General features: G+C 35.5%; 12 protein-coding genes and 3 pseudogenes. 3 read left to right on the top strand and 12 right to left on the bottom strand.

Features of this window, described 5'->3' with window-relative positions; genetic code table 11:
* Positions 1-34: 34 nt before the first annotated feature.
* From GUU89_RS12230 to GUU89_RS12220, 3 genes are read left to right on the top strand one after another with little or no spacing between them, the layout of a single operon-like run.
* Positions 35-1,396: an exonuclease domain-containing protein gene (locus tag GUU89_RS12230; RefSeq protein WP_162128681.1), complete on the top strand. Its 1,362-nt coding sequence runs from the start codon at positions 35-37 to the stop codon at positions 1,394-1,396.
* A complete protein-coding gene (gene miaA / locus GUU89_RS12225; RefSeq protein WP_162128181.1) occupies positions 1,393-2,313 on the top strand; it encodes a tRNA (adenosine(37)-N6)-dimethylallyltransferase MiaA in 921 nt (306 codons plus the stop codon). Before GUU89_RS12230 ends, miaA begins: the two co-directional genes overlap by 4 nt.
* Positions 2,314-3,054 (top strand): acyl-[acyl-carrier-protein] thioesterase, encoded by a 741-nt coding sequence (locus GUU89_RS12220; protein WP_162128180.1) that lies wholly within the window; start codon positions 2,314-2,316, stop codon positions 3,052-3,054.
* Positions 3,055-3,085: 31 nt separating this feature from the next.
* Here the strand turns inward: GUU89_RS12220 and GUU89_RS12215 are convergent, their stop codons facing one another.
* The 12 genes and pseudogenes from GUU89_RS12215 to dapA form a co-directional block, all read right to left on the bottom strand.
* The gene (locus tag GUU89_RS12215; RefSeq protein WP_162128179.1) at positions 3,086-3,787 is read right to left on the bottom strand and encodes a response regulator transcription factor; all 702 of its coding nucleotides are present in this window, start codon (positions 3,785-3,787) and stop codon (positions 3,086-3,088) included.
* 7 nt (positions 3,788-3,794) lie between these two features.
* Positions 3,795-5,376 (bottom strand): annotated as a pseudogene (locus GUU89_RS15355) (sensor histidine kinase).
* A 70-nt stretch (positions 5,377-5,446) separates the two neighbouring features.
* Entirely contained in the window at positions 5,447-6,031 is a 585-nt protein-coding gene (gene coaE, locus GUU89_RS12205; protein ID WP_162128178.1) for a dephospho-CoA kinase, read from the bottom strand.
* Positions 6,028-7,031 (bottom strand): annotated as a pseudogene (locus GUU89_RS12200) (glycosyltransferase). Before GUU89_RS12200 ends, coaE begins: the two are co-directional and overlap by 4 nt.
* Before the next feature lie 87 nt (positions 7,032-7,118).
* Entirely contained in the window at positions 7,119-10,358 is a 3,240-nt protein-coding gene (locus tag GUU89_RS12195) for a T9SS-dependent choice-of-anchor J family protein (RefSeq protein ID WP_162128177.1), read from the bottom strand.
* Between the two features lie 108 nt (positions 10,359-10,466).
* Positions 10,467-11,660 carry an enoyl-ACP reductase FabV gene (fabV, locus tag GUU89_RS12190; RefSeq protein ID WP_162128176.1) on the bottom strand — a complete coding sequence of 398 codons (1,194 nt, stop codon included), beginning with the start codon at positions 11,658-11,660 and terminating at the stop codon, positions 10,467-10,469.
* Positions 11,661-11,725: 65 nt separating this feature from the next.
* A complete protein-coding gene (recN, locus tag GUU89_RS12185) occupies positions 11,726-13,378 on the bottom strand; it encodes a DNA repair protein RecN (RefSeq protein WP_162128175.1) in 1,653 nt (550 codons plus the stop codon).
* 42 nt (positions 13,379-13,420) lie between these two features.
* Entirely contained in the window at positions 13,421-14,308 is an 888-nt protein-coding gene (porD, locus tag GUU89_RS12180) for a type IX secretion system protein PorD (protein ID WP_162128174.1), read from the bottom strand.
* Positions 14,292-15,508: pseudogene (gene coaBC, locus GUU89_RS12175) on the bottom strand (bifunctional phosphopantothenoylcysteine decarboxylase/phosphopantothenate--cysteine ligase CoaBC). Before coaBC ends, porD begins: the two are co-directional and overlap by 17 nt.
* A gap of 5 nt (positions 15,509-15,513) precedes the next feature.
* A complete protein-coding gene (locus GUU89_RS12170; RefSeq protein ID WP_121313610.1) occupies positions 15,514-15,834 on the bottom strand; it encodes a DNA-directed RNA polymerase subunit omega in 321 nt (106 codons plus the stop codon).
* A gap of 9 nt (positions 15,835-15,843) precedes the next feature.
* A complete protein-coding gene (locus GUU89_RS12165; RefSeq protein ID WP_162128173.1) occupies positions 15,844-16,638 on the bottom strand; it encodes an outer membrane protein assembly factor BamD in 795 nt (264 codons plus the stop codon).
* A 109-nt stretch (positions 16,639-16,747) separates the two neighbouring features.
* Entirely contained in the window at positions 16,748-17,632 is an 885-nt protein-coding gene (dapA, locus tag GUU89_RS12160; RefSeq protein WP_162128172.1) for a 4-hydroxy-tetrahydrodipicolinate synthase, read from the bottom strand.
* Position 17,633 lies beyond the last annotated feature (1 nt).

Below are 17,633 nucleotides of genomic sequence, written 5' to 3'. Positions count from 1 at the left end.
AATGATTTTCTTATTGTAATAAAAAAAGAAAGCTATTTACGCAATACTTGACATAGAAACCACCGGCGGCCAATTTAATGAAGAAGGCATTACGGAAATTGCCATCTACAAATTTGACGGTCATGAAGTTGTTGACCAGTTCATAAGCTTGGTCAATCCAGAAAAGCCAATACAACCATTTGTGGTTAAGCTTACCGGAATTAATAATGCCATGTTGCGTTCGGCTCCCAAATTTTATGAAATTGCCAAACGCATTATTGAGATTACACAAGATTGCATTGTAGTAGCTCATAACGCTTCTTTTGACTACCGAATCCTTCGAACAGAATTTAACCGATTGGGGTATGATTATGTAAAACCTACCCTTTGCACGGTTGAATTGTCTCAAAAACTGATTCCGGGACAGGCTTCTTATAGTTTAGGAAAACTGGTTCGTTCTTTAGGCATTCCGGTTACCGATAGGCATCGTGCCAGTGGTGATGCTATGGCTACCGTAAAATTGTTCAAAATGCTTTTGGCCAAAGATGTCGAAAAAGAAATTTTAATCAGTTTAATTAAAGCCGAAATCAAAAAAGGGTTATCGCCAAAGCTGTTGGATATTGTGGAAAGCATGCCGAGTAAAACCGGTATTTACTACATTCATAACGAGAAAGGTGATTTGATTTATATTGGCAAAAGCCGAAATATAAAAAAACGCATCAACCAACACTTCACCGGAACTTCGGGAAAGAGTAAAAAGATTCAGCGCGATGTTTTTGCGGTGACTTATGAAGTAACGGGTAGCGAACTCATTGCTTTATTGAAAGAGAGTGAGGAAATCAAAATCAACAAACCGGTTTATAATACTGCACAACGTAAGACAATTTTCCAATGGGCGTTGTATCAGGAGAAAGATGAAAACGGCTATATGACTTTGAAAGTATTGAAAGCCGATGGCCGAAAAAAGGAGATTACCTCTTTCAGCTCGATTCAGGAAGGAAAAAATTTGCTTTTCAAAGTTACTTCAGAATACCAGTTATGTCAAAAACTTAATGGTTTGTATGAAACCCAAAACGGTTGTTTTCAGCACAAAATTAAAGAATGCAATGGCGCCTGTCTTGGCAAAGAAGCTCCTGAAATTTATAACGAACGTGTAGAAGAGTTTATAAAGAACGCCGGCTTTGAAAACAACAATATGGTTATCATTGATAGAGGCAGAAGTTTGGAAGAACGCAGTGCTGTACTTATAGAAAATGGTATTTATAAAGGCTATTGTTTTTTTGATTTGAATTATCAGGTAAACAACCTTGAAATCCTAAAAAACATCATTATCCCAATGCAAAACAACCGCGATACCAGAAGTATCATTCAAGGGTATTTACGTCGAAGTAAAAACTGTAAGGTTATTAAATTTTGAATTACTTAATCACTATTATCGGGCCTACAGCTATTGGAAAGACTTCTTTAAGCATTGCTTTGGCACAACATTTCGGCTGTGACATACTATCCTGTGACAGTAGACAGTTTTTTAAAGAGATGAAAATTGGAACAGCAGTTCCGAGTACGGAAGAATTAGCTGCAGCTCCGCATCATTTTATTCAAAACAAATCGATTTTTGAAAGTTATACTGTGGGTGATTTTGAGCGGGAAGCTATAGAGAAGCTTGATGAATTGTTCTTGAAAAAGAATATTCAAGTCATGGTTGGTGGTTCGGGTTTGTATGTGGATGCTGTTTTAAAAGGGTTTGATGAATTTCCGGATATCGACGAAAACATTAGAAAACAAATTAACACTGATTTTGAATTGTTTGGGATAGATTACCTGCAAACTCAATTGAAAGATTTAGATTCAGGCTATTATCATAAATTACTTTCTGAAAACCCACAGACGTTGCAAAATCCACAGCGCATGAAACGTTTTGTAGAAGTTTGTTTGGGAACCAGTAAACCCTATTCGAGTTTTATCGGACAAAAGAAAAATCAACGCCGCTTCACTCCTATTGTGATTGGTTTAGAAGCTGAAAGAGCCATACTATATGACCGAATCAATCAACGAGTTGATATGATGATGAACGAAGGCCTTTTGACAGAAGCTGAAAGATTATATCCAAACAAAGAACTGAATGCTTTACAAACCGTTGGATACAGAGAATTATTTGATTATTTTGACGGAACACTAAGTTTGGATTTGGCTATTGAAGAAATCAAAAAAAACACTCGCAATTTTGCTAAAAGACAACTGACTTGGTTTAAGCGTACAGAAAATGCAGTGTGGTTTGATTATCTGACAGACAGAAAAGAGATTATTAATTACATTGAAACTAACATTAAGTAAATGCCAATTTCTCCTAATTTCACTTCGGTTTTGCAACAGGATTGGGACATTACTTTTTTGCAATGTTATCCTAATGGTTATCTAAAACACACTGATTTATGTAATATTTTACAATTAACGGCAGGTTTGCATGCAGAACTTGGAGGTATCAGTTTTAGTGATATGCAAATAAATCATCAGGCTTGGGTTTTGAGCAGAATGCGTGTGGAGATAAAGCGAATGCCTAAATGGAAAGATACCATTACGGTAAAAACCTGGATTAATTCTTTGGAAAATTCCCGTTCTACCCGTTGTTTGGAAGTGTATCTTGGGGAAGAAAAAATTGCAGGATGTGAAACATTTTGGGCTGTCTTTAATACAAAAACCAGAAGACCGGAAACATTAGCCTTGCCTCACGAGCATTTTGAAAAATATGCTACTAGAGCCACGCAACTCCCATTTAGCAAAATTAATTTTCAGCAGGAGATGCTGCTACAAAAGGCAGCTCATACTGTAAAACTTTCTGATTTGGATATCGTCAATCATGCCAATAGTGTGAAATATCTTGAATGGTGTTTGGATGCTGTTGATTTAGATTTAATTCTGAATCAAAAGATAGACAGTTTTGAAATGAATTATCTGAAGGAAGTTGCTTTAAACGATACGGTAGCCTTATGTAGTCATACTTCGGATAATGAAATCACCTTTGCGGTTCAAAAGGATGACAAAGTTGCTTTTGCTTTGTTGTTGCATTTAAAATAAAAATGGCCTCAGTTTCCTGAAGCCATTTGTTTTATTTTTTAACTACCAATCGGAATCCTTCTCCGTGAATGTTGAGGATTTCTACGTTAGGATCTTCTTTTAAGTATTTACGCAATTTAGCAATATAGACATCCATACTTCTTGAGGTAAAGTAATTGTCTTCTCTCCAAATTTTGGTTAACGCTAATTCTCTTGGCATTAAATCGTTTTCATAAATAGCCATCATTTTTAACAAATCAGATTCTTTTGGGGATAATTTGATTGGTTCTTCCTCACCAAATTTTAAGTAACGCAATTTTGAGTTTAAAAGGAATTTACCAATTTGGAATTCAAATTTAGCCGGCTCGTTTTTATTTTCAGCCGATTTTCTTTGGATGATCGCTTTGATTTTCATCAACAATACATCTGAATCGAAAGGCTTGTTTAAATAATCATCAGCACCTACCTTGTACCCTTTCATTACATCTTCTTTCATTGATTTGGCAGTTAAGAAAATCAACGGCACATCTTTGTTTTTTTCTCTTATTTCTTTAGCTAGCGTGTACCCATCTTTGTAAGGCATCATTACATCCAAAATACACAAATCGAAATTGTCTTTTTTGAATTTTTCAAAACCTTCCATGCCGTTTTTGGCCAGGGTTACGTCAAAATCATTTAGAGTCAGATATTCTCTCAAAACTATACCGAAGTTTTGGTCATCTTCTACTAAAAGAATTTTTTTGTTTGTTTCCATATGTATGTTAATTTATGAGTGGGACTTTAATTATAAATGTGCTTCCTTTTCCTTTTTCGCTTTCTACTGTAATTTGGCTGTTGTGATCGTCTACTATTCGTTTAACATAAGCTAAACCTAAACCGTGACCTTTTACGTTGTGCAAATCACCGGTGTGTTCACGATAAAATTTTTCAAATATTCTTTTTTGAGCCGCTTTTGTCATTCCGGCTCCTTGATCTTTTATTTTTATGATAATAAAATCTTTTACGTTTTCCGTATAGATGTCAATGATGGGGCTAATGGCGAGTATTTAATGGCGTTATCCAATATGTTTACGATGACATTGGTAAAATGAACATCGTTTAATAAAGCAGTTGTTCTTGTGGCTTCAAAATGAGTATTTATGATGCCTTCTCTATCTTCTACAATCAAATTCACATGTTCAATAGCATCTTCAATAATGTCATGAATGTTATTGGATTCTTTATTGATTTCTAATTCCTTTTTCTCCAATTTAGAAATACGCAATACATTTTCTACCTGAGCGTGCATTCGTTTATTTTCATCCCGAATCATTTGCAAATAGCGATGCACCTTTTCTTTATCTTCGATTACCTTTGGATTTTTAATAGCATCTAATGCCAAATTAATGGTCGCAATGGGTGTTTTAAATTCGTGGGTCATGTTGTTAATGAAATCGGTTTTGATTTCAGAAATCTGACGCTGTTTTATTACTTGGCTTAACGCACTGGAGTACGCTATGATAATGATTAAAGTAAAAATGATTGACAATATGCAAATGCCCACTAACTCCGAAAATAAAAATTTTTCTTTTTGCGGAAAGGTCAACAACAATTGATATTTATTTACTCCGTCGTTATCAATAAAAATAGGAATGGAATACGTTGATTCTTTATCGTATTTAAACTTATCCGATTTTATTTTGTTGCTAATCCATTGCTGTAAACATTGAACTCAAAAGGAGTTTTAACACCATAATCATTGAGTTCCTCAAACAATAATTTTTGCAACATTTCACTTGAAACCCTTTCCTGAATAGGTTTTAAAGCAGCAATGTCTTTAAATACCATTTCAAATTGGGAGTCTAATAAATCAGGACGGCCTTTTTTCTCAATCTTAATATCCGGTGTAATGGTGTGATTAGGAGACAGATTGTCAATGTTACCATTGTTGTATATTTCCGTCTTTCTATTGGCGGATAAACTTTTGATTTTCTTTACGGTATCCGTTTTTGTATCAAAGAACGATGATGTAATTCCGTAATCCTCGGAAATGATGCTGTTGGAATAAATTATGGTTTCGTTAGTACGAGTGTCTCTTTGATAAAGACGTAATTCTAAGAAGTCATTTTTATCGGGAGTTTTACCCGTACTGTCTTTTAAATGATTGTATCGCTCATAATAAGTATACATTTCATTGTTATTTAATTTTTCCGCAACATTACCAAGAACTTGTTTTACGTGAAATTTAAATTGCTCCTGATTGTTTTCAAATGATTTATCGAACCAATATACCTGAACAAGTATAATACCTATCAGAGATAAACTCATCAAAATAACAAGCAATCGGAAAAACAATTTATTCATTAAACAAATTTAGCATTTTAACATTTATACGATAAATACATTAACCAAACATTAACATCTCAATCTAATATTATAGATTTTCTAATAATTTAAGAATTCTATCAGTTTGTTTTTTGGTTTCTTTAACAGAAAGATTGTGAATTACATAATTGCTTTTAGCAATTCGTTGCTCATCTGTCCATTGGTTGCTCATCCTCTGCAAAATACTTTCACGATTAGTATGGTCACGTTCTAAAACGCGTTGAATACGGATTTCCAGAGGTGCAGTAACTGTGATAATCGCATCACAATATTTATAACTTCCGCTTTCAAATAAAATAGCGGCTTCTTTAACTATAAAAGGGTAAGTGTTATGATTTTGCAGCCAAGTATCAAAGTGTTTTTTAACGGCCGGATGGACAATAGCGTTGAGTTTTTGGAGTTTTTCAGGATTATTGAAAACGATTTGGGCTAACATTTCTCTGTTGAGTTTACCGTTTTTGAGTATTGTATTGCCAAATTCATTTGTTACAGCCTTTATAATGTCATCGGTTTGCATTAAGCTTTTGGCTTCGTCATCAGCAATGTAAACTGGAATTCCCAACGATTTCATATAATTGGCCACCAAAGTTTTTCCGCTACCAATACCGCCTGTCAATCCAATTACTTTAGTCATGATTTTACTTTAAAAAATAATTCAGGAAAAGCTATTTCCGGTTTTTGTTTTTGCAATTTGATTTTTATGAATGACTCTAAAAAACCTCTTCCATATCCGAAAAATTGTTTTGAAACGGCTATTACAGCAAGGAAGCCAATTTCGATACTTTTATTCTCGATTGTTGCAAATACAAAAATCAAAAGGTAATACAAGGCATAGCAAAATATAGGCCATTCAATGCCGAACAGAAAGAGAAAAATGGCAACGGAAAATCCTAAAATAAATAAGGAAGGAAAGAAAAATGTAAGTTTGCTGTACTCAGGATACCAAGAATCTAAAATGGGTCTGGCTTTGCCGAATTTATTGACTTGAAGGGAAAATTTATCCCAATCAATTCTTCTTTTATGGTAAACGAATGCTTTTGGAAATAATCTTGTTTCAAAACCTAATTTCCATAAACGAATTGATAAATCTGGGTCTTCTCCCGGGTGAATATTACCAAAGCCATTAGAAGCTTCAAACGCTTTTTAGAAAGGCCCATATTAAAACTGCGCGGCTGGAATTTGGCCAATTTTTCAGAACCACCTCTAATACCGCCTGTTGTCAAAAATGACGTCATGGCAAAATTGATTGCTTTCTGGATATTCGAAAAGGAATCCAATGCGGCATCAGAACCGCCAAAACAATCAACATAACAGGCATTCAATTCATTTTCTACCTCAGTTAAGTACTGTTTTGGAATGATACAATCTGAATCAAATATGATGAAATAGTCTCCTTTGGCCACTTTCATTCCGTAATTTCTGGAATCACCGGGTCCGGAATTTTCTTTGAAATAATAAGAGATATTTAATGAGTTTTTATACTTAGTTACTTCTTCCTCGCAAATTATAGTTGAGCCGTCTTCAATAATTACAATTTCATATTCTTTATCAAAATCAGCTATCAGTAGACTTTCTAAAAGCTCTTTAATTTCATCGGGGCGATTATAAACTGGTATGATGATGGAAAACTTCATGCTTAAAATTTTAACAAAGATAAGTGTTATAAAAAAGAAAAACCACCTAAAAATTAGGTGGTTTTAAATTTATAGTTAGTAAAAAGATTATTGTTTAATAACCTTAATTGTTTTTACCTGACCTTCTGAAGTTACTTTAACCATGTAAGCTCCATCAGACAAGTGCGACATATCAACTCTAGCTTCGTTAGCATTAAATTTGTCAGAACTTACTTTTTGTCCTAACATATTAAATACTTCAACACTAGAAATAGCTTGATTATATGACAGGTTAAGTGCGTTTTTCACAGGGTTTGGATAGTAAGTGAAACTACCGTTGTCAAATGAACCGTTACCTAAAGTTTCTGAAACTGTTAAGTCATAAGAACCACGAGTATTTGTAGTTGTAGAGAACACTCTTAAGAAGTAAGTAGTACCCATTGTCAAACCTGTAACTGCAACATTTCCACCAGTGGTTGTACAAGATCCTGTAACCATAGTTAAATTACCACAAGATCCTTCATATAAGGCATAACCATTAGCTCCTGTAGCATTAGCTAAAGAGATAGTAAAATCTGTTGAGCTTCCTGAATCAAACCAATACCAAGTATCAAAATAAGTCAAGAACTGATTTCCACAAGTTGGGTAGTTAACATCTAAACTTGCTGAAGAACATAAATTATCTGCTCCAACAACAGTAGAACCTAAAGTTAATGGCATAGCAGTTGAGCATTCATCATTTGCAGTCGCTGGTGAACATGCAGCTGTACAGTTTACAGTTAATGCAAAATTTAATGCATTTGAAGTATAAGCATAAACTAAGATATAATAATCAGTACCGGCAACTGTAGTAAAGGTAACATTAGATGCTAATGTATTTGTAGAACAACCTGCAGCAGTTGCATCATCATTTCCACCAATACAAGTAAGTGAACCACATGAACCAGTATATACAGCAATTCTTGAATCACCTGTTGTAATTGTAGGTGAACAAGTTGTAACAGTTACCTCACTACCATCTCCGGTATATTTATACCAAACACCATTAGTGTTTTGTGTAGTAACATTTGCAATACCACAAACTGGCATATTTTCATTAGTTGTTCCTTCTGTAGTACCTATAGTTGTTGAACCACAAGCAACATCAATTGCTCCTGAACAATCATCATTAGTAGGTGGTGGTGGTGGTGTACCAATACAAATATTGAATGTACTATCTTGTCCACCGGTAGCAGTATAAGTATTAACTCTTACAAAGTAGGTTTGACCAACTGTTAAACCACTTGGGTTACTTGTATCGCCGTCTGAACATGAGCCAGCAACTAATGTTAAACTACCACAATCAGAACCAGTCCATAAAGAATGATACATATCAGTTGTTGATCCGGAAACATTTGTTAAGCTAATTCTATGTGTAGTAGCTGTGGCTTCAAATGAATACCATACATCGTCATCTTCTGTTCCAAAACAAGCTGCTGAATCAACTGCAGAAGCAGTTGCGCCAGCAACAGTACCAGCTGTTACTGCCGCACATGAATAATCAGGGTTTACTGTTAAAGAAACTGCACCTGAACAATCGTCATTAGCTGGTGGTGGTGGTGGTGATCCAACACATATATTGAAAGTAGTATCTTGTCCGCCAGTAGCTGTATAAGTATTAACTCTTACAAAATAAGTCTGTCCAATAGTTAATCCAGAAGGAGTACTTGAATCAGCATCAGAACATGAACCAGGAACTAATGTTAAACTACCACAGTCAGAACCTGTCCATAAAGAATGATACATATCAGTTGTTGATCCTGAAGCATTTAAGATGCTAATTTTATGAGTTGTAGCGGTAGCCTCAAACGAGTACCATACATCGTCATCTTCAGTTCCAAAACAAGCTGCTGAATCCACTGCAGATGCTGTAGCACCTAAAACAGTACCTGAAGTAACTGTTGTACAAGAAAAATCAGAATTTACAGTTAAAGAAATTGCTCCTGTACAGTCATCATTTGCAGGTGGTGGTGGTGGTGTTCCAACACAAACATTGAATGTAGTGTTTTGACCTCCTGTTGCAGTATAAGTATTTACTCTTAAGAAGTAAGTTTGACCAATAGTTAAGCCTGAAGGAAAGCTATTATCAGCATCTGAACAAGAACCAGGAACTAATGTTAAACTACCACAGTCAGAACCTGTCCATAAAGAATGATACATATCAGTTGTTGATCCTGAAGCATTTAAGATGCTAATTTTATGAGTTGTAGCGGTAGCCTCAAACGAGTACCATACATCGTCATCTTCAGTTCCGAAACAAGCTGCTGAATCCACTGCAGAAGCTGTAGCTCCTAAAACTGTACCTGCGGTAACAGAACCGCATAAATAATCAGGATTTACAGTTAATGGTGTTGAGTTTGAACATTCGTCATTAGCTGGTGGTGGTGGTGGTGAAACTGTCAGAACTCCACTCAAATATGTAGTTCCGTCCCAGAATGAACCAATATTACTAGCATCAATACCTCCGTAAACATAAGCGCCATTTCCTTGTACGAACCTAGTAGCGTAGTAATAAGTTCCCGGGATTAAGGTAGAGCCAATAGTTGCTTGATATTCATCATTATCACCAACTTCCATATTAAAAGTTGCAGCAGTCCAATTTGTCCATGTATTTGGGTTTGTATTGGTAGCACTATATCCAACCCATGCTTGAATACCAGGAGCTTGTCCTGAAGTAACATCGGTTAAACCTGCTTCTAATACTTGTCCGTAAACCGTTACGTTTCCTCCTTGTGCAATAGTTGCCGTTGCTGGGGATTGTAAACTAACATAATCAAGTGGGTTTGGCAAAGCCCCAACAGAAATATCGTCAAGGTAAAGCTGCCATTCATCAGTAGTTGTGCTTTTAAAAGCAATGTAAACTGTTTGTCCATTGTAAGCCGCTAAGTCATAATTATACTGTCCCCAAGCTGTTGTTGGGTCAACCGCAGCAGCTATGGTTGTGGTGAAATCAGCTTCAGCGTTTCCAGCAGTTGATAGTAGAATATCAAATGGTTCATGGAAAGTATCAGATCTGTTTCTGGCCCAAAGGCTAAGAAAATCTGTTACACCAGCAGTTACTGTAAACTGAGGGGTTACCAAATAATCATTGTGTGCCGTTGCCGAATAATAAATTCTGACAACATTGGCACCGCTGTGAGCAGTTCCTGTTCCCGGAGTGCTGACGGTCCAAGTGTTAGCATCACCGCCATTTATTACACTCCATCCTGCCGGAATTGTGGTTCCTGCATCAAAATTCTCAGAAAACTGAGCAAACGATGAGACCATTCCTCCAATAAGAAAAAGGAAAACAATCGTAATTTTTTTCATAAAAGTTATAGTTTAAAAGTTAATTGCCCATAAAGATATAGATAATTAAAAAAGCTCACAAATATTTGTGAGCTTTTGGGGTTAAAAGTGTAAATTTTAACAATTATACTAGTTCTTGATACTTGAAATTAATACCATTTCATTAGTGTCAGCATTATAATCAACTCCTTCAAAACCAAACCCAAAGAGATTCAAAAAGTCTTGCTTGTATCCTGCTAAATCACCAATAGTACTCAGATTTTCAGTTGTAGCGGTTTCCCATAACATTTTAACTTGTTCCTGTATATCGTTTCTCATTTCCCAATCATCAATTCGGATTCTTCCTTTGTCATCTGTAGGAACCGGAACGCCGGTGTAAAGCCTGTCACTAAATAAGCGTTGAATTTGTTCAATACAGCCTTCATGAACTCCTTCGGCTTTCATAATTTTATACAATAATGAAATATATAACGGGATAACCGGTATAGCAGAACTTGCCTGAGTTACTAATGCTTTATTAACAGAAACATAGGCTTTCCCTTCTAATGATTTCAAGCTGTCAGTTATTTCAAAAGCAGTAGCTTCTAAATGATCTTTAGCTCTACCAATTGTTCCTTTTCGGTATACAGCTTCAGTTACTTCAGGTCCTATGTATGAGTAAGCAATTGTTGTAGCGCCTTTCGCTAATACGTTGGCATTTTTCAATGCTTCCATCCACATAGCCCAATCTTCGCCGCCCATAACCACAACTGTATTGTCAATGTCTTCCTGATTTGCCGGTTCAATGGTTACCTGACTTACATTGCCGGTGTGAAAATCAACCGTCTTGTTAGTAAAAGTACTACCAATTGGCTTTAAAACAGAACGGTGCAATACACCCGTAACCGGATGCATACGAACAGGAGAAGCCAAACTGTATATTACTAAATCTATTTGACCCAAATCCGCTTTGATTAAATCAATAGCCTGTTGTTTCACTTCATTTGAAAAAGCATCTCCATTGATACTTTTGGCATACAACCCAGCATTTTTGGCTTCATTTTCAAAAGCGGCAGAATTATACCAACCCGGAGTTGCGGTTTTACCTTCAGCAGGTTCTTTTTCAAAGAAAACGCCAATAGTAGCAGCATCGGAACCAAATGCACTGGTGATTCTTGAAGCCAATCCAAAACCGGTTGAAGCACCTATAACCAATACTTTTTTCGGACCATCAATAGCGCCTTTAGATTTTACATAAGCTATTTGATTTTTAACACTTTGTGCACAACCATCAGGATGAGCTGTTAAACAAATAAATCCTCGCATTCTTGGTTCTATAATCATATTCTGTTGAAATTAAGTTGTATATTTTAATTAAAAAGTGGCACAAAAATAATAAATTAAAATGGTTAGTTCAGCAATGCCTTAGCATGATTCAATGCCGAATCTGATATTTCTTTTCCGGAAAGCATTTCTGCAATTTCAGTGATGCGTTCCTCATTGGTCAGTAATTTCAATTCAGAAACTGTATTTTCTCCCCAAACTGTTTTGAAAACTTTGTAATGATGATTTCCTTTTGCAGCAATTTGCGGAAGGTGTGTAATGGCAAAAACCTGCATCGTCTTGCTCATTTCACGCATAATTTCTCCCATTTTATTGGCAATTTCACCGGATACTCCTGTATCGATTTCATCAAAAATGATAGTAGGTAATTTGGAATATTGAGCTAAAATAGATTTTACGGCTAACATAATTCTGGACATTTCACCGCCCGAAGCTACTTTTTTTAGCAATCCGAAATCAGTACCTTTATTGGCTGAAAATAAAAACTCAAGATTATCTTTTCCGTTACTGTGGTATGTTGTCGAGACGGCAATTTCTATTTTAAATCGAACATTTGGCATGCCAAGCTGATTCAAAATTTCAATTAGTTTTTCGCTCAATGTCGGAATAGCATTCCTCCTGCTCTTAGTGATGTTTTGAGCAATGGCATCTAATTGTGCTTCCAGATCACTAATATCCGTTTCCAATTTTGTGATTTCTTCTTCCAAAGTAACTACCGAAACTACTTTGTTTTCCAACTCATTTTTAATATCAAGCAATTCTCCTACCGTTAAAACCTGATGTTTTTTTTGCAGACTGTATATTAATTGTAATTTTTGGTTGATTAACTCCAATTTTTCCGGATCGTTAACCACCAAATCTGAAGCGCGATTCAATTCTTTGACAATATCATCAAACTCAATTAAGACCGAATTGGTTCTTTCAAAAAGCAGTTGGTATTCGCTTGAAAAGTTGCTGTTTTTTTGGAGTAACGTTTTGAATTCTTTCAAATTTTTAAGCAACCCAAATTGTTCTTCATTAGATAAAGCCATTAGAGCCGAAAGATTTTCTTTGATGAACTCAACATTATTTAAAGCTTCATATGTCTTTTCTAATTCTTCTGCTTCACCGGCTTTTAAATTGGCCGATTCTAATTCGTTGTATAAAAATTCATTATAATCTTTCTCTTTTAAAATACCGGAAAGGCTGTTTTTTTTTGTTTCCAAAGAAGTTTTGGCGGAACGGTATTTTTTTAAAACAGTTTGATATTCACTTAAAAAAACCAGATTATCGGCTATAGCATCAATAATCTTAAATTGAAATTCTTCTTCGGATAATTCTAAAGTTTGATGCTGTGAATGCACATCTATCAAATAAAAACTTAAATCTTGTAGTTGTTGCAGATTGACCGGGCTGTCATTTATAAAAGCTCTGGATTTTCCGGAAGGCAGAATTTCTCTGCGGATTATGGTTTCCTCTTCATAATCTAAATCATTGGCTTCAAAGAAGGACTGAAGCTGGTATTTACCAATGGCAAAATTAGCTTCGACTATGCATTTTTCTTCTTTGTTTTTTAGTGAAGTTAAATCGGCTCTTTTGCCTAAAACTAATCCTAAGGCTCCTAAAAGTATTGATTTTCCTGCTCCTGTTTCACCGGTAATAATTGAAAAACCATTGGAAAAATCAATATTTAATTTTTCTATCAATGCAAAATTTTCGATTGAAAGTGCTGTAATCATGTTGGAAAAAAGAAGGAAAAGTTTAAAAAGTAAAGGTACTGATTATAACTTAATAGTGGCCCATTTGCTGGAATTGATTGGCGAAAGTTTGTTTAAAGTATCAATGGTATCTGCCAACGGCACTTTGGGACCTCCTGATAAAACAGAAATGATTTCATCCACTTTTGCATCAAAAAATACACGGGTTAAAAACGCATTCGGACGCACTTTATACAATACGTTCAAGGTGTTAATGGATTCCATTATTTTTTCTTTAGCCGGTTTCAAATCCGCATTCATGGTGTCCAGTCCTTCTCTGTGGTATTTGTATAAAACCTCTCTAAACGAATCATAAGTTCCGGAAAGTATATCATTTACCAGGAAAAATCGGTTTTGGTTATTATCGCCTTGATTCCATCCTTTATAACCGCCTTGTTGAGCAACAGTTAATATTTGCTGTGCCGTATCAAACCAATTTTTACCTCCTTTTAAAGCATAAGTGTCGGCGTCAAAACCAATAATCATGTAGCTGTAAAAGGCTAAGATTGAAACCAAGTTAGAGTCAAAACTTGATGGATTAAAATTCAGGTTTTCAAATTCCACATAACGAAATCCTAAATCTTTATCATTATAATTAAAAACCGGAGATGCATAATTGGAATTAAAAATCGGTCGTGTAGATTGTACTTGTATGGTTCCGGAAAACTGGTTCGAATCATAACTGTCGATTATAATAACCATCGAACAGTTTATTTTTTCATTTTGCTTGTAGGCTTCTCCCGTCCAATCTGTTTTGTTTACAAATTCACTGATGGAATTTTGCAAGGTCTTAAAAATTTGATTGTTGGTGCTGGCCAGTTTAGCGGCATTTACCTGCACCGTACAATTTAATTGCTGCGATTGAGCTACTCCGACAAAACACAAAAAAAGAAAACTAACTATTTTTTTCATAATGCAAAATTACTTTATTGATAATGTCATCCGCCACAGCTTCTTTTGATTTTAACGGCATCGGTTCAATAGCAAATTGGTTGTCAATAAAAGTTATTTTATTGGTTGGTTTTGCAAAACCGGCGCCTTCATCCTGAAGCGAATTTAAAACAATCAAATCTAAGTTTTTTTTCTGAATTTTCAACTTAGCATTTTCAATTTCATTTTCTGTTTCCAAAGCAAAGCCTATTAAGAATTGTTTGGTTTTTTGAGCACCTAGCGATGCGAGTATGTCTTTTGTTTTTTCTAGTGTAATAGTAAACTCAGCATCCGATTTTTTAATTTTTTGATCGGCCACCACTTGAGGTTTATAATCGGCCACCGCAGCAGCACAAATAGCAACATCACTGTCTTCAAAATAGGCATGACAAGCATCATACATTTCCTGAGATGAAGTAACTCGGATTAAATTTATTGTAGAGTCCTGAATCGTTAAATGCGTTGGTCCCGATACTAAAGTAACAGAAGCTCCTTGTTTGGCTGCACTTTTGGCAATATCAAATCCCATTTTTCCGGAGGAATGGTTTCCAATGAAACGAACCGGATCGATCGCTTCGTATGTGGGACCTGCTGTAATGAGGATTTTTTTACCTCTTAAGGGTAATTTACTTTCTAAGTCTTTTTCTAAAAATGTGATGATATTTTCAGGTTCTGCCATTCTTCCTTCGCCCGACAAACCGCTGGCTAACTCTCCGCTTTCTGCAGGAATCATGATATTTCCGAATTTCTGTAAGAGTGAAAAACTGGAAAGAGTTGATGGATGTTTGTACATATCCAAATCCATAGCCGGAGCAAAATAAACAGGGCATTTGGCGGATAAGTAAGTTGCAATTAAAAGATTATCGCAATTACCATTTGCCATTTTAGACAGCGTATTGGCAGTAGCCGGAGCAATTAACATAAAATCGGCCCAAAGTCCTAATTCAACGTGATTGTTCCATTGGGCATTCTCATCTTCTTCGTTGTAAAAAGCGGAATGTACCGGGTTTTTGGAAAGAGTGGATAATGTTAACGGTGTTACAAAATCCTTAGAAGCCGGTGTCATGACCACTTGGACATCAGCACCGGCTTTTATAAATAATCTAACTAATGAGGCTGTTTTGTAGGCGGCAATTCCCCCGGAAATGCCCAGTACAATTTTTTACCGCTTAAAACAGACATCTGAATTAGTCTTTTGTAGTATCTCTGTAGTAAATTTTGTCATCAAGCCATTCTTGAACAGCCAATGCGTGAGGTTTTGGTAATTTTTCGTAGTATTTAGAAACTTCGATTTGTTCTTTGTTTTCAAAGATTTCTTCAAGACTATCGTTGTAAGTAGCAAACTCTTCTAATTTTTCAGTCAATTCTTTTTTAATTTCTGAATTAATTTGATTTGCTCTTTTAGCCATTATTGTTATTGCCTCGTAAACATTGCCGGTACGTTCTTCGATTACGGTTTTGTTATACGTAATTGTATTTACCGGTGCATTCGTCTTTTTTAAATCCATGACTTTTATTTATTTAGAAAATTGTTGTAAATCTTTTTCAATTCGGGCTAACATTTCGTCAGCTTTTGCTTTGTATTGGGTATCTGTTTTAAATTTAATCAAAGTGGCATAAGCCTGTTTTGCATTTTTTAAACGCTCTTCCATTTTTGCCGGAATACTATTGATAGCTAATTTATAAGCTGAATCAAATTTGTAGTAAAGTGCTTTTTCTTTGTATATGGTTCCCGGAAAATTAATCATAAAATTGTCAAACGCTACCATAGCTGCTTTGTGATCATCAATGGTGTTGTAAATTTTGGCATTTTCAAAGGCTTTTTTCTCCAGTTTTTCTCTCAAGGTTTTGGCTAATGCATTCGCTTCGGCTAAATTTTGAGAGTTGGGATACATGTCAATAAAAGTTTGCAATTTATCAACGGCTTTATAGGTATCAGTTTGATCTAAGCTATATACCGGTGATAATTGGGTGAAACATTTGGCTCCTAAAAAGGAAGCTTCTTCCATCTTTTCACTTTTTGGGTAGCTGGCTGCAAAATTTTCAAATTGATACCCGGCTAAATAGTATTGTTCTGTTTTATATAAAGATTGACAATACATATAAAACATTCTTTCGGCCTGAGGTTTGCCTTTGTAAGCTGGCGCAATTTGCTCAAATAACCGTATAGCTTTATTGTATTTTTTTGCTTCATACATTTTAGTGGCAGAGGTAACTTTAAGCGCAATGTCTTCCGACTTTAATGCTTTTTGGTATTCGCTGCACGATGATAAAAACAGTATTACTGCAAACAGGGCTAAAAATTTCTTCATTTTTTGGTTTGATTCAGCTGATTTTAAACGCCTTTAGTGGTTTAAAAAGCAACTGCAAATTTAGTTATTAATTGTAGACTACAAAATATTTTTTTCGACTTTAAAAAAACTACATTTTTGAAATTCTTGTAGTGAAGTCATCTAATCGTTTTGCTAAATCTTCATCAGTATTTACTAAAGGTAAGCGTACTGTATTCTCAGATAAGCCTAATGATTTAAAGACTTCTTTAATTCCGGCAGGATTTCCCTGTTCGAAAATCATGTCAATAGCGTCGGCTAAGAGGTAGTGTAATTTATAGGCATCCTCTACTCTTTTGTTTAAACCCAAATGCACCATTTCGGAAAATTGTTTTGGAAAACCTTCTGCAATTACTGAAATAACGCCTGCACCTCCTGCTAAAATCATTGGTAACGTTATCATATCGTCGCCAGAAATTACTAAGAAATTTTTTGGTTTGTTTTGAATTAATTTCATGGCCTGAACCATATCGCCGGCCGCTTCTTTTACTGCCACAACGTTTTTGAAATCGTTAGCCAATCGTATAATTGTTGATGGTAACATATTGCTGGCTGTTCTTCCGGGAACATTATATAAAATGACCGGAATTGGAGAAGCCTCGGCAATGGCTTTGAAATGCTGATAGATTCCTTCCTGTGTTGGTTTGTTATAATAAGGAGAAACTGAAAGTATGGCCACAAAATCGGAGAAATCTCCGGACTGTAATTCTTCAACCACTTCCTGAGTGTTGTTACTGCCAACTCCTAAAACTAAAGGCAATCTTCCTTTATTGGCCTCCACGACGGTCTTTATAACCAATTGCTTTTCTGCTTTTGACAATGTAGCACTCTCGGCAGTAGTTCCAAGTACTACCAAATAGTCAATACCATTATCAATTTGAAAATGAACGATAGCTTTCAAAGCCTCAACATCAACAGAAAAATCTTTTTTGAACGGAGTTACCAGCGCTACACCGGTACCAATTAGTGATTGCATG

It is taken from the genome of Flavobacterium phycosphaerae (assembly GCF_010119235.1).
GTDB classification, from domain to species: Bacteria; Bacteroidota; Bacteroidia; order Flavobacteriales; family Flavobacteriaceae; genus Flavobacterium; species Flavobacterium phycosphaerae.
The sequence above is the reverse complement of the archived record's forward strand: the minus strand, read 5'-3'. Positions and strand labels throughout refer to the sequence as shown.